This window comes from Psychrobacter proteolyticus (assembly GCF_003350005.1).
Lineage (GTDB): Bacteria > Pseudomonadota > Gammaproteobacteria > Pseudomonadales > Moraxellaceae > Psychrobacter > Psychrobacter proteolyticus.
In genome coordinates this window covers 404165-417466 of record NZ_QLKS01000002.1, presented here as the reverse complement: position 1 = coordinate 417466, position 13302 = coordinate 404165, and the positions used below count along the sequence as shown (strand labels likewise).

11 protein-coding genes are annotated in these 13302 nt (G+C 43.5%); 1 reads left to right on the top strand and 10 read right to left on the bottom strand.

What is annotated here, in order from left to right:
• Window positions 1–30: 30 nt before the first annotated feature.
• The 10 genes from DXK30_RS06240 to rsmG form a co-directional block, all read right to left on the bottom strand.
• A complete protein-coding gene (locus DXK30_RS06240; protein ID WP_114700955.1) occupies window positions 31–378 on the bottom strand; it encodes a PilZ domain-containing protein in 348 nt (115 codons plus the stop codon).
• Between the two features lie 111 nt (window positions 379–489).
• Window positions 490–1620 carry a DNA polymerase III subunit delta' gene (locus DXK30_RS06235; RefSeq protein WP_114700954.1) on the bottom strand — a complete coding sequence of 377 codons (1131 nt, stop codon included), beginning with the start codon at window positions 1618–1620 and terminating at the stop codon, window positions 490–492.
• A 104-nt stretch (window positions 1621–1724) separates the two neighbouring features.
• Entirely contained in the window at window positions 1725–2537 is an 813-nt protein-coding gene (gene kdsB / locus DXK30_RS06230) for a 3-deoxy-manno-octulosonate cytidylyltransferase (RefSeq protein WP_114700953.1), read from the bottom strand.
• A gap of 49 nt (window positions 2538–2586) precedes the next feature.
• Window positions 2587–3717, bottom strand: coding sequence for a tetraacyldisaccharide 4'-kinase (gene lpxK / locus DXK30_RS06225; RefSeq protein ID WP_114700952.1), 1131 nt, complete (start codon window positions 3715–3717; stop codon window positions 2587–2589).
• Between the two features lie 66 nt (window positions 3718–3783).
• Window positions 3784–5571: a lipid A export permease/ATP-binding protein MsbA gene (gene msbA / locus DXK30_RS06220; protein ID WP_114700951.1), complete on the bottom strand. Its 1788-nt coding sequence runs from the start codon at window positions 5569–5571 to the stop codon at window positions 3784–3786.
• 75 nt (window positions 5572–5646) lie between these two features.
• A complete protein-coding gene (locus DXK30_RS06215; RefSeq protein ID WP_057759437.1) occupies window positions 5647–6078 on the bottom strand; it encodes an ExbD/TolR family protein in 432 nt (143 codons plus the stop codon).
• Window positions 6079–6143: 65 nt separating this feature from the next.
• On the bottom strand, window positions 6144–6869 hold the full coding sequence (locus DXK30_RS06210; RefSeq protein ID WP_114700950.1) for a MotA/TolQ/ExbB proton channel family protein: 726 nt from the start codon (window positions 6867–6869) through the stop codon (window positions 6144–6146).
• 86 nt (window positions 6870–6955) lie between these two features.
• Window positions 6956–8122: a ParB/RepB/Spo0J family partition protein gene (locus DXK30_RS06205; protein ID WP_114700949.1), complete on the bottom strand. Its 1167-nt coding sequence runs from the start codon at window positions 8120–8122 to the stop codon at window positions 6956–6958.
• A 157-nt stretch (window positions 8123–8279) separates the two neighbouring features.
• Entirely contained in the window at window positions 8280–9059 is a 780-nt protein-coding gene (locus tag DXK30_RS06200) for a ParA family protein (RefSeq protein ID WP_114700948.1), read from the bottom strand.
• A 238-nt stretch (window positions 9060–9297) separates the two neighbouring features.
• Window positions 9298–10014: a 16S rRNA (guanine(527)-N(7))-methyltransferase RsmG gene (gene rsmG, locus DXK30_RS06195; protein ID WP_114700947.1), complete on the bottom strand. Its 717-nt coding sequence runs from the start codon at window positions 10012–10014 to the stop codon at window positions 9298–9300.
• Between the two features lie 357 nt (window positions 10015–10371).
• On the opposite strand from rsmG, the gene DXK30_RS06190 reads away from it, so the two are divergent.
• Window positions 10372–13212 carry an ATP-binding protein gene (locus DXK30_RS06190; RefSeq protein ID WP_114701122.1) on the top strand — a complete coding sequence of 947 codons (2841 nt, stop codon included), beginning with the start codon at window positions 10372–10374 and terminating at the stop codon, window positions 13210–13212.
• Window positions 13213–13302 lie beyond the last annotated feature (90 nt).

Sequence of the window (13302 nt, the reverse complement as noted above, 5' to 3'; positions counted from 1 at the left end):
TCTAGAGACTACCTAGTTATTACCTAGATACTACATAGTATAAGTCGATTGCAAGCTATCGATTTTTCCCGCTAGTAGGCGCTCAACCTCATTCTTGATTCTTTGACCAGAGACATCACTACCAATTTGCACAGCAAACCCTGCTGGGCGACTGCCTTGACTCTTAGAGTTAATCCAAACCACCTTACCATTCATTGGTAGACGTTCACTAGAGTTGGGTAGCGTGATAGCAATAAACACTTCATCACCCAATTGCTGAGATTTATCAGATGGTACAAATAAAGCACCATTACTGACAAATGATAAATAGCTGGCATATAACATCTCGATACTTTCATAATGACAGGTTAAAATCCCGCCACGTCCTGGCATTGCCATAGTCAGCTTCCTTTATCAACTGGGTTTAATATATTTATATAAATAATTGATAGTATATAGTTAAGAACAATTGCAAATTTTCGAACAATAATTAAGCGCTCAAGCATGGCTCTATAAGCTTGCCAACTCTTGCATTAGCTTATCATAGGCAAATTTTTCTTGCACATTTTGTTGCAGTGCGATTTTGGTCTGCTGCACGCTGTTGGCAAATGCCTCTAACCCGCTATCAGTAGGCTGATAAGTCGCCAATATCGTTGATAGATTGACATCCTTTTGTAGTTCACTCAGCCCCAAACAGACACGGCGTATATCAAGGAACATCAGCTCAGACAGCTGTATAAACTCTTTAATATTAAGCTGACCTTGCCAATAATCACTTGCCGCCACACCACTACGTTTACCACTACGTAATGCCTGCCACGTGGTCAGCCATAGGCTGCGCTTGCTATACCATGGTGCTTGTGCCAAAGCTATAGCAGCTAAAGGCGCACCATTGGCCAGTTGTATCAACTGCTCAATCGCAGCGCTACCGACGGCTTCGCGGTTAATCGTGTGACCTAATGCATGCGTCACGTAATCGACAGCAACAGTCGGCTCAATTGTCTGTAGTGCTAACTGTTGAACACGACTCTTAATCGTTGGCAATAGCTGAGCAGGCGTATCACTAATCAAAAACAGATGCACCTGCGCTTGCGGTTCTTCCAATGTTTTAAGCAGCGCATTGGCAGCGGCCACCGTCATTTTTTCAGCGTGATCTAATACACAGATGCGCATCCCTTGCCCGCCTTGATAAATAAAAGGCTGCAAAGCACGAATATCATCTACTTTGATCTTAAGTGCGCTGTTGCTAGTAGCTTTAGCGCCTTTTTTATCTTTTGTGCTACTTGATTTTTCTTGAAGCGCATCGCTCTCGGCACTGATAGGCATACTAACGAGTGGTAATACTTGTAGGCTCGGATGAGTTCCCGACTTGAGCCATTGACAGCTCTCACACACTTCACAAGCACCTAGTGGGTGTGCGCCACGCTCACGGCATAATAGCCAAGCGACCAATCGCCATACAAAGGCGCGTTTGCCCATACCTTGCATACCAGCAGCGAGCAATGCATGCGGCAAAGACTGCTGCTTAAGTACGCGCTTGGTCAACTGTAACCACAGTACTTTTTGCCATGGCAATAGTGGCGCAAAATATATACGGTCTGTGTTATCTAATGCGTCCATATTTCCTGTCAAATTATTCATGGTTATGGCTCTATCACATTGATTAGGTATTTCAGGTATAGCCACGACAACGATACTTTAGCGTTGTAGAAAACTTAGAATCGCACGCAACTTTGCTCAGACTATTACTTATGAGAGTTATGAAAGTTATCTAAGCTCATCGCATTTAGACGGTCTAAATCTTCTTGTGTGTCGACGCCAGCTGGTAGCTGACAGGCAGCTTCTGCGATAGCGATATGCTGACCATTTTCTAAAACACGTAACTGCTCTAAGCTTTCAAGTATCTCAAGTGGCGTTTGTGGCCAGTTTACGAACTGCTGTAATAGACTGACACGATAAGCGTATAAACCCAAATGGCGATAGGCGCTCTTTGGTGGTTGCGTCTGATTATTATCAGCTAATACGACGTCACGGTCACAAGGAATCGGTGCGCGGCTAAAGTAAAGCGCACGCTGTAAGTTATTAGCAAATTGGCTGACTACTTTTACTACCGATGGTCTTTGGAACGTATCATAGTCATCGATAGGCTCACAGAGTGTGGCCATCACGCTATCCTCATCCGCTACCAAAAGCGCCTGTACTTGCTCCAAAAGCAATGGCGGTACAAGGGGTTCATCGCCTTGCATATTCACCACAATATCGTGGTCAGCCCAACCTTTGATAGCTGCTACTTCTGCCAAACGATCCGTACCTGAAGCATGCTCACTACTGGTCATAACAACATCAAAGCCTGCATCGGTGCAAACTTTTGCGATTTGCTCATCATCAGTCGCTATACACATGTCATCAGCAAAACTTGCTGTCTGCGCTTTTTCTGCTACCCAAAGTATCATCGGCTTACCATGAATAGCTAGCAATGGCTTACCAGGTAAGCGCGTACTCTTGAAACGTGCAGGAATCACGATATGGGTTTTGGCAGGTGTGGTGGCGAACGACATGGCGTATTCCTATAAAAGTGGTACGGAGATTTAAAACATTAACTGATATTTATAATGAGGCTGACGTGTTCATATCATGGTCGATACGAACCCCTAGTGCCTTTAGTTGCTCATCTAGATTATGATAACTATTCTCTGATAATACAGCCGTCACTGGCAACACCCATAGTCTACTGACAAGTTCTAAATACTCATCATTGAGTGCTTGTGTCGCTGTATAGTCCGCCAATAATGCGCTGATTTTTACCGCATCTTTACTGGTTACGATAATAGGATAGTCATTATATTGTAAAAGCTCAGCCAAACTAAAATCATAATGGTCAGGATAAGGATGCCCTATGACCTCAAAGCCAATAGATTCCAAGGTATCAAAAAACCGCTGCGGATAGCCGATACCACTAACAGCATGAACACGACTATTATTAGTAGGCATCACACTATTAAGTTGTGCTGCGCTCGATGTAGGATTCCATAGACGTTGTAACTCATCAGCTTGCAAATGCATGGTCAAACGGTCAGTAGACTGTATCTTATTACCATTTCTAGAAGTCCGAGTTAAATCTGTACTTGGTTTTTCATGATAGATAACATTTGCACCCTCTAATCGTGACATCGGCTCACGCAAAAAACCTGTTGGTAATAGCTGCTTGTTACCAAACCCACGGGCAGCATCTACCACAATCCATTCGATATCACGCTGTAGTGCATAATGCTGCAAACCATCATCTGCAATAATCAATTGCAAATTAGGTTCTGCCTTTAACAGAGTAGCAATCGCTTGTTGGCGATTGGGGCAGACTGCCATAGCAGCGCCTGTCATATGAGCAATCAAACACGGCTCATCCCCTACTACATGGGGTAAGCTGGTAGCACTAACCAATTCTGGCATTTGACTCGTATCACCGCCATATCCGCGACTGATTACCCCTACTTTTATGCCTTTTTTTTGTAAGTAGCCGACCAAAGCAATAATCAGCGGCGTCTTACCACTACCGCCCACACTGATATTACCAATGACCATAACGGGAATAGGTGCTCGATAGCTTGATAATAGGCCGGCCTTATAAGCTTGACGACGCAGAAAAGTGATGAAACCGTATAACCAACTGATAGGCAGCAACAACCACAACCAAACAGCTTGACGTTGCCATGCGCGGGTGACTGTCGTCTCAATACTCATCAATAAATATCGCTTATCTTATTGGTTCATGGCTGCGTGAAAATTGGCTAAAAGCTTCTAAACTGGCTACTCAAAATCTCGAGCATACATTTGCGCATAGTGGCCTTGCAGCTGCATCAGCTCATTGTGCGTTCCTAACTCAACAATCTGGCCGCCATCCATCACAGCAATACGATCCGCTGATTCGATAGTCGTCAGTCGATGGGCAATGACCAATGTAGTACGGTCTTTCATCACATTATCTAGCGCTTGTTGGATATAATATTCAGACTCATTATCAAGCGCGCTAGTGGCTTCATCTAAAATTAGAATCGGCGCATCCTTTAATAATGCACGAGCAATAGATAATCGCTGACGCTGACCGCCTGATAGTTGCAACCCTTCGGCACCAATTTCGCTCTGATAGCCATTTGGCATTTTTATAATAAAGTCATGAGCGAAGGCATCTTTTGCGGCTTGTTCAACCTCAGCTTGAGTCTTGTCAGCTAGGCTGCCGTAAGCAATATTATTGAATACAGTGGTATTAAACAATACTACTTGTTGGTTCACCATTGCAATCTGGGCACGCAAACTCTCTAACTTAATGTCTTCAATAGGCATACCGTCTAATGTGATTTGCCCTGAAGACGTCTCTAGAGTACGTGTTAATAAATTGACTAGTGAGGACTTGCCCGCACCACTTCGCCCTACTAATGCAACTGTCTCGCCTGCTTTAATATTCAAGGTAAAGTCACGTAGAGCCACCGTCGAATCTGGATATACCAAGCTGATATTATCTAACGACATTTGCCCTGATAGCGCTTTGCTGATTGTGCCCGTGTCCTCTTCTTCTGGCTCATCAAGTAGCGCAAAAATCGACTCACCGGCAGCCAGACCTTTTTGCAGCTTCTGATTAATATCAGTCAGTGAACGTACTGGCTTACTCAATAAACCTGCGGCTGCAATGTAAGAGATGAACTCACCTGCTGAAATATCGTCTATTACTGCAGGTCGCAGCGCAAGCCAGACGACAACGGCCATCGCAATCGCCATCAACAGCTGTACGGCTGGCGTATTAATACTATTGGTAACAACAACCTTCATACCTTGGCGTAAGTTTTTCTTGGATGTTTTGTCAAAACGTGCTGACTCGTATGATTGACCGCCGTAGTTTTTGACCACTTGATAGCCGCCGATGACTTCATTGGTAATGTGACTGACATTACCCATTGTCTCTTGGATACCTTTTGAGAGCTTAAGATAGCGCTTTGATGCAATGCGCACCAGCCATAGTATTGGTGGCAAGACAACAAACAAAATAAGCGTTAGACGCCAATTACTATAGAACAAAAAGCCGATCAATGCGACAACGGTCAAACCATCACGCAGCAAAGTCTTCATTGAGTCTGTACTGGCGGCCGTGACCTGTTCAACATCAAATATCAATTTCGATGAAATCGTACCGGCTGGATTGGCCAAATAAAACGAACTAGGCAAGCGCAGTAATTTATTAAAAACTTCTACACGTAGCTCATAGACTAAGTTGCGTGAGACCAATGCAGAGTAATAGTTACCCAAAAAACTACCAACCCCGCGCACAAAGAATAGCAATATAATCAATAGCGGAAATAAGGCTTGTTTGCTTCGATCATTCTGATTGATAGCATCAGTAATATATTGCAGAAGCTTGGCGGTCCAAATCTCTGTCCCTGCATTAATTGCAAAACCTAACGCTGTCAATAGCAATGCCCACCAATAAGGCTTTAAATACCTTAATAAGCGTAATAAGGTCTTACTCTTAGGAGTAACGGGCGATACTGCCGATGCATTTTTAGCAGAAGATTTTTTAGAGTCAGGTAAATAAGCTTGGCTCATAAAAGCCTCAATTTGGGTATCATGGTATGAATGGGCTGTGTGTTACACAGTTTTATGATGATAAGACTATATCTGTTATTGCGGCAGCGTTTGGCCAAGTGGTACCACTGTACTGATGTTTAAATTCAAAAATCCGAGCTTTCCAGCGATATCCATCACTCGTACCACAGACTGATGAGTCGCATTGGCATCCGCTGCAATGACAAATAACATATCGCGATTGCTGCCCGCCTCTTGCTGCAACATACTGGTCAGTTCAGCCTCATTGCTACTAGCAAGTGTAATGCCGTTGACCAAATAGCTACCATCTTCTTGCACAGCTACTTCGATACTGTTGTTTTGTTCTGTCAGTGCGACACCTTCCGCTTCAGGAAGGATAATATTTAAACGACTAAAGTGATTAAATGAGGTAGCAAGTAATAAAAACACAATCAAAAACAGTAAACAATCAATCATCGGTGTTAGATTAATTTCAAGTGGTTCAACCGTTGGTTTTCTAAAACGCATATCAATCTCTTTAATTCAGCTACCATTTATAGGCTTAAGATTTCTATTCTTTAAAACCGTATTTACTACACTGCTGCTATACTGGTTTTATCCGAGTCCAACGCACCGAATGAACGTTCTTGCACAATGCTATCATCTATTGACTTATGGCTAGAAGATGTAGATGCCTGCGTACTAGCAAGCAAATGATAATCATACAGCTCTTGAATCATAAGCCCTGCTTGAGTCTCAAACTGAGCGTTAATATCAATGATACGGCGCTGAAAATAACGATAAGCAACCAACGCAGGGATAGCAACAATCATACCAGCAGCGGTAGTGATTAGTGCCTGTGATACGCCAGCGGCTAGCATCGTTGGATCTTGCATGGCACCATCGGTAATCGCTAAGAATGAAGAGATAATTCCTAGTACCGTACCTAGTAGACCAAGTAACGGAGCTATCGCACCGATAGTGCCTAACATATTGATGTTTTTTTCCAACTGATGAACTTGGACGCTGGCACGATTTTGCATGTGCATCGTCATCGACTCTAGCCCATACTGACGATATAGCAACCCCGTTGCCAAGATATCGCCAAGCGCCGTCTTTTCTTTTACATTCATCAGTTGTATACGGCCAATATCGCCATTTTCACGTAAACGAGTTATCAACTGGTCGCGCAGCCTGCTAGGAGCGACTTTGTTAAACTGCAGCGTATGACTACGCTCAATGATAATAACCAAAGCCAATACAGAGCAAACAACAATAGGTGTCATTAGCCAGCCACCTGCTTTTACCAATTCCCACATACTCACTCTCTTCCATATTTTTGCAAAAATAATTATTACAGAGGCGATTTAGCATTTGGATAGATACGGCTAACTCGCAAACGTTATTAAGCCTGAGCTTCTATATGTTTAATCAGCGCAGCTAATTGATCTTGATTGTGGAAAAATATCTCAACACTACCTTGACCATCTTTTTTATGCTTTAGTTTGACTTCAGCACCAAGCATGTCTGTCAATCTTTGTGTCAAACGCTCTACATCACGAGATTGTGCTTGTTCAGCACGATTGATTTTGGGCGCTGGCTGCAAGATTGATTTGACCAATTTTTCAGCTTCTCGCACGGTCATACCACCATCGATAATCTTTTGCGCGATGATAGGTTGCTGTTCAGAGGACAATGCTAAAAGCGTACGAGCATGACCCATATCTAGCGCACTGTTGGCTAAATGGTCTTTAACTGTATCATGCAGCTGATTTAAACGAAGTAGATTCGATACTGTCGTACGCGCCTTGCCAACGACTTCAGCAATCATGGCATGACTCATACCAAACTCCGTATGAAATCGCTGCAATGCTGCCGCCTGCTCAATCACTGACAAGTCTTCGCGCTGAATATTTTCAATCAGTGCTAATGCAATTGCCAACTCATCAGATAAGGCGCGCTCAATCGCAGGGATAACTGCTTTTCCTGCCATTTTTGCTGCGCGCCAGCGGCGTTCACCAGCGATAATTTCGTGAGTGACGAATGCTTCACTCTTATCCTCATTTGCCAATAGCGGGCGGATAACGATAGGCTGCATCACGCCATGCTGCTCGATAGAAGATGCCAATTCTGCAAGTGCTGTCTCACTCATATCACGACGAGGCTGGTACTTACCTGCTTGCAAACGTGTGACATCAATCTGCACAAGGCTAATCTGGTCTTCGGTTGCGCTCGTATCTGCACTATTGCCACGTGATTTGTTGAGCGACGCCTTACTAGTAGCACGAGATGAACGTGGCGCGCGAGTACTACTCTCACTAGCAGCATCGTTAGTAGTCTTCGCAGATAATTTTTTACTGGCTTTTTTTGGAGTGATATCAGGCGCTATATCTGTGGACACAGTATTTACAGGCGCATTAGTATCTACAGGCACATTAATATCTGGCGCAGCATTTTCACGCGCCACCATGTCGTCTTGCAAGGCAGAGGCGGTAATTTGCTTTTCTTTTTTGATTGACCCTAATAAGGCATCTAAGCCCCGATTAGCAGCCAACCCTCTTTTCTTCGCCATGATTACCTATCCTCTAACGCTAAAATAAAAGCCAATTGATTAATGATGCGGCTTACTAAATACAATGTTAAGTGTTCTATACTTATGCTATTCATTTACTGTCTTGATCAATGACGCTTTTTATCTAAAACCCTTTGTAAGAGACTTTAGATAAAAACTAGCTACTTTGTTTCATCACTTCAGCGGCCAGCTTTTGATACGCGCGCGCGCCTTTTGACCATCTCTCATACGCAATAACTGGTAAGCCATGCGCAGGGGCTTCTGCCAAGCGAATATTTCTCGGAATATGGGTTTTATACATAATATCGCCAAAGTGCGCTTCTAGCTCAGTAGATACATCACGGGCAAGCGTGTTACGCGCATCAAATAGCGTTCTGACCACACCGCGAATGTACAGCTTAGGGTTCAACTCTGTAAGGCGTTCAATCGTTTGCGATAAGTCAGCCAATCCTTCTAGTGCATAGTACTCACACTGCATAGGGATAATCACACTATCTGTAGCCACCAGCGCATTAATCGTCAGTAGATTCAAACTAGGCGCACAATCGATAATCACATAATCGTATGGCTGGTTTTGTTTGGATACCTGATCGTTAACCAATTCAGCCATCGCAGTTTTGAACAGCTCATGACTATCGGTCTTGCTCATTAAGGTAATGTCCATGCCAGCCAAATCTCGATTGGCACCGATGACATCGAATCCAGCAGGACTAGTAACAATTGCTTCAGACAACGCGACACCATCTAGCAAAACGTCCGCTATGGTAAGATCCAACTCGTTTTTGTCAACGCCTGTACCACTGGTCGCATTACCTTGTGGGTCTAAGTCAATCAGCAGTACATGCTTGCGTTTAGCAGCCAAGCTGGCGGTCAAATTTACTGCCGTTGTGGTTTTACCCACACCGCCTTTTTGATTCGCAATGGCTATGATTTCCATACACTCACTCAATTTTATTAGGGTCTATTACTTTTGACTCGGTTGGTACGATTATTTTTGTTCAATCTTGTACAGCGACACTCGCTCAATATTTAAAAATAAGCAATTTATGGTCTAAAATGCTCAGTTTGCGGTCGAGCATTTTAAATGCTTTTAAATACTATGTCATTTAGATACAGACGTAAACTGTGTTTCACAAAAAACAGTGCCTGTTTCATGACTGCGAAGTGTTTATGGTTCAACTATCTTTAGCAGACATTTCAATTAAATGACGACTGTCGTGCAAACGTGGCACCGTCAGTTTAATAGTTTTGATATGCCAATCGCTATCGAGTGCTTGTAGCTCTTCCTCACTCGGAACTTTGCCTTTCATAGCACATAAGAAGCCGCCATTTGCTAATCTTGGCTGCGCTACTTCTACAAAATCTATCAAACTGGCAAACGCTCGTGATGTCACCACTGCATAGCTTGCTTCATGCGCTTCAATACGCGATGCAATCGGCTGCATATTACTCAAACCGAGCTCGCTGCTGATTTGCTTAATAAAGCGAATTTTCTTCTGATTGCTATCAAGCGCCGTACACTGGCGCTCAGGCTGACAAATGGCAATAATCACTGCTGGTAACCCTGCTCCCGTGCCAATATCTAGCAACGATCCAGCAGGTAAATGCGTTATAATAGACAGACAATCTATCACATGCTTGATCAGCGCTTCTTCTGGATCAGTGATCGCGGTCAGATTATACGCTTTATTCCATAGTAAAAGCTGGTCTAAGTACAATAATAACGTGCGCTGCTGCGTTTCACTTAACGGCAGACCCAGCTCATTTATCGCTTGCGCCAAGATATTAGCCAGCTTTGGCAGTTGCGCACCAAGCTTTACGAAACCAGCCGGATCAATATTGATATTACCCATACTAGCAGACGATGAAGAGTTTTTAGCGGAAGCTGACATACAACGAGTTATCCAGTTTTGACTTGTGAACCGTTTATTTTATCATGCAGTCTGCCCATTGAATAGTTGCAGATTGCGCCAATGTGGGACATCTTATACTATCTACGCTTGTCATGAGGCGTTATTCTGCTTTGATTGTCTCCAATTCGTTGATTAAGTCATTCGTTTTTTACTGTTTACGCTCAAGCATTTGTCTAAATATGATACAAAACTGCGCTTAATGACTTCGCTAATAGGTGACTATATCTTGTAAGATGTCATGATTGATTATAAAAAACTCAGAATACGCATGACTAGATAAAACCAATCACTTCTCATATTCCTTTAATACTTTTTAAGATGATTTTTCAAACGCCTATGACAGAACAACCCTACACCCCTATATCGCAAGTATCAAAAGACGCTAACAATATGGTAGTACCTGCTACCGATACAAAAAATACTAAGCAAACAGCACCTGATACCCCAAACCCTATCTTCATAGAAGTTCAGCAAAATTGTCGCATTTCCGCTGAGCAATTAAAACGCTATAGCGACCCTGATGAGTTACCTACAGATACACGTACTGCGCCTGACTTAGATGTTGGTTTCGGCCAACAACGCGCGCTTAAAGCATTGCATACAGCGCTGGATATTAAAGCCAGTGGTTACCATGTGTTTGCCGCTGGTGAAAACGGTTTGGGCAAACGTACTGTGATTAGTCGTCTTTTGACGCGTATTGCCGCCGACGCACCAACGCCAGATGATTGGGTATATGTGCATAATTTCACCGATCCACGCACACCATTGGCGCTGCGTCTACCAGCTGGTCAAGCCTCGCTATTACAGCAGCAAGTTAATAACTTATGGCAGCAAGCAAAAAAGCGTTTAAGCCAACGCTTTCGTAGTGATCAATACCAGAGCAAAATCGAAGCCATCAAAAACAGTACTCATCAAAAAGAAAGTCATGCCTATGACGCGCTTAATGCTGAAGGCAAACAATATGACCTAGCATTGACGTTTCGCTCGTTCGATAATAAGGCCGTATTTGTTCATCCTAGTCAATTACCTACAGAAAGCAACAGCGATAATGACAAGCAAATAAAAATACCCAGCAATCATAAAAATTCAGAAAGGCTCGATGATAGCGAAAAAGTTAATATCTTGAGCGATAAAGCTAACGAGAGTAAAGAAAACCAAGACTCTACATATAGCAATAATGAGTATGAAGCTGAGCTGAATAACTTCGTGCAAAAGAACCATATGCAAAAGCGCCTAAGTCAATTAACCATCGCTTTAGAGCAATTAGAAGACGAAGCCAACGATGAGATCGAGTCGCTACATCGTAGTATTGCCCAACGTGCTCTACAGCCATTATTTACCCCTATCTACGAGCAGTTTGCGACTCATCCACTTGTCGTGGCATATCTCAAGGCTGTATTTGATGACATGGTCACTCACGTAGAGCGTATCGTCAATGGCGATGATGAGGAGTTTGTGACGGCAGTGTTGGCTACGACGCCCAGTCGTTATGCGGTCAATGTTATTGTCAGTCACACACCTGACAGTGGCGCACCCGTGGTTTTTGAAGATTTGCCAACCCATCTCAATTTATTGGGGCATGTCGAGCAAATCACCCAATTAGGCACAGTAACCACTGACGTGAGTATGATTCGTGCAGGTGCTCTACACCGTGCTAATGGCGGCTATTTATTGTTAGAAGCCAGCCACGTACTTGAGCACCCTTATGCGTGGCAAGGCTTAAAGCGCGCATTACAGTCACGAAAAATCAAACTATCGAGTCTAGAGCAAATGCTGACGCTAACCGGTAGCTTGTCTCTCTCACCAGCGCCTATTGATTTAGATATCAAAGTTATTTTGTTAGGTGAAGCAGATTTATATTACGAACTACTAGAGCTTGAGCCTGAATTTGATGCAGTATTCAAAGTCCGAGCTGACTTTCATGACGATGTACCTCGTACCACTGAGCATGAATTGGCATTGGTCGCAAAAATGGCCGATATCATCGACTATGCCAACCTTTATCCGTTTGATAGTAGTGCACAGGCCACGCTACTTGAGCATTTAAGCTTGCAAGCTGAAGAACAAGATCGCTTAAGCCTACACAGTGACTTATTGATTAAACTATTGCATGAGTCAAACCGTCACGCTCGATTAAACAATGAGACTATGGTAACGGCAGATCATGTCATTCAAGCAATTGATGATATGGATGAGCGTTCAGGATATTTACGTGATCTGTACTGGGACGAGCTTAAAAATGGCCAGCAGCTGATCCAAACGCAAGGCAATGCTATCGGACAAGTTAATGCTTTAACCGTAGTCAGTTATGCCGATAGTGAGTTTGGCATGCCAGCACGGCTTACTGCAGTCATTCAGCCCAATATTGGCACAGGTGAAATTCTTGATATTGAGCGTGATGTAGACTTGGGCGGTAGTTTGCACGCCAAGGGCATGCTGATTATGACCAGTTATTTGCGAGCGCTGTTTAGTCAACATCATGCACTGAACTTTAGTGCTTCACTGGCATTCGAGCAAAGCTACGCGCAAATCGATGGCGATAGTGCTACCGTTAGCGAAGGCTGTGCATTACTATCCGCATTAGCAAACGTCCCCATCAATCAGTCTCTCGCGATTACTGGATCTATGAACCAGCTAGGCGAAGTACAAGCGGTTGGTGGCATCAATGCTAAAATCGCAGGTTTCTTCGACGCTTGCCGTGAGCAAGAGCTAACAGGCGATCAAGGCGTCGTCATTCCGATGGCTAATGTCAAACAACTGATGCTACGTGACGATATTATCGATGCAGTAAATAGAGGCAAATTTCATATCTATGGCGTTTATACTCTAAGTGAGGCCCTGACGCTGATGACTGGCTTGCCCATCGACACCATGAATAAAAAAGGCCGTTATCGTAAAGATACTTTATTTGGCAAAGTATTAAGTCGTCTGATGCTATGGGATGAAAATCAAGACAGCACGGACGACATCGATGATGAAAAGTCCAAAAAGAAAGCGAAGAAAAAGCGTAAAGAAAAACGTCAAAAGAAAGAAGATAAGAGAATAAAAGAAAAGCGAAAAGGTGAGAGAAGTGATAAGAAAGGTAGCGAGGAAAGTAACAAGCAAAGCGATGCTAAGCCTATTGATGACACCCTAAACGATAGCGAGACAACAGCTGTCGATGAGGATGGCAATTAAAATTTAAACGGTACTACCGATACGCACGCACATTGCTGTTCGACTAGATTCATTGTTATGTCTATGGCTAGATCGAGCAGCAACCATCGA

Bases quoted from the DNA above. Each gene is read 5' to 3' on its own strand.
- lpxK (WP_114700952.1), bottom strand. From the start codon at position 3,717: ATGAGTATTGAGACGACAGTCACCCGCGCATGGCAACGTCAAGCTGTT.
- DXK30_RS06210 (WP_114700950.1), bottom strand. From the start codon at position 6,869: ATGTGGGAATTGGTAAAAGCAGGTGGCTGGCTAATGACACCTATTGTT.
- rsmG (WP_114700947.1), bottom strand. From the start codon at position 10,014: ATGTCAGCTTCCGCTAAAAACTCTTCATCGTCTGCTAGTATGGGTAAT.
- DXK30_RS06200 (WP_114700948.1), bottom strand. From the start codon at position 9,059: ATGGAAATCATAGCCATTGCGAATCAAAAAGGCGGTGTGGGTAAAACC.
- DXK30_RS06205 (WP_114700949.1), bottom strand. From the start codon at position 8,122: ATGGCGAAGAAAAGAGGGTTGGCTGCTAATCGGGGCTTAGATGCCTTA.
- msbA (WP_114700951.1), bottom strand. From the start codon at position 5,571: ATGAGCCAAGCTTATTTACCTGACTCTAAAAAATCTTCTGCTAAAAAT.
- DXK30_RS06240 (WP_114700955.1), bottom strand. From the start codon at position 378: ATGGCAATGCCAGGACGTGGCGGGATTTTAACCTGTCATTATGAAAGT.
- DXK30_RS06235 (WP_114700954.1), bottom strand. From the start codon at position 1,620: ATGAATAATTTGACAGGAAATATGGACGCATTAGATAACACAGACCGT.
- DXK30_RS06190 (WP_114701122.1), top strand. From the start codon at position 10,372: ATGACAGAACAACCCTACACCCCTATATCGCAAGTATCAAAAGACGCT.
- DXK30_RS06215 (WP_057759437.1), bottom strand. From the start codon at position 6,078: ATGCGTTTTAGAAAACCAACGGTTGAACCACTTGAAATTAATCTAACA.
- kdsB (WP_114700953.1), bottom strand. From the start codon at position 2,537: ATGTCGTTCGCCACCACACCTGCCAAAACCCATATCGTGATTCCTGCA.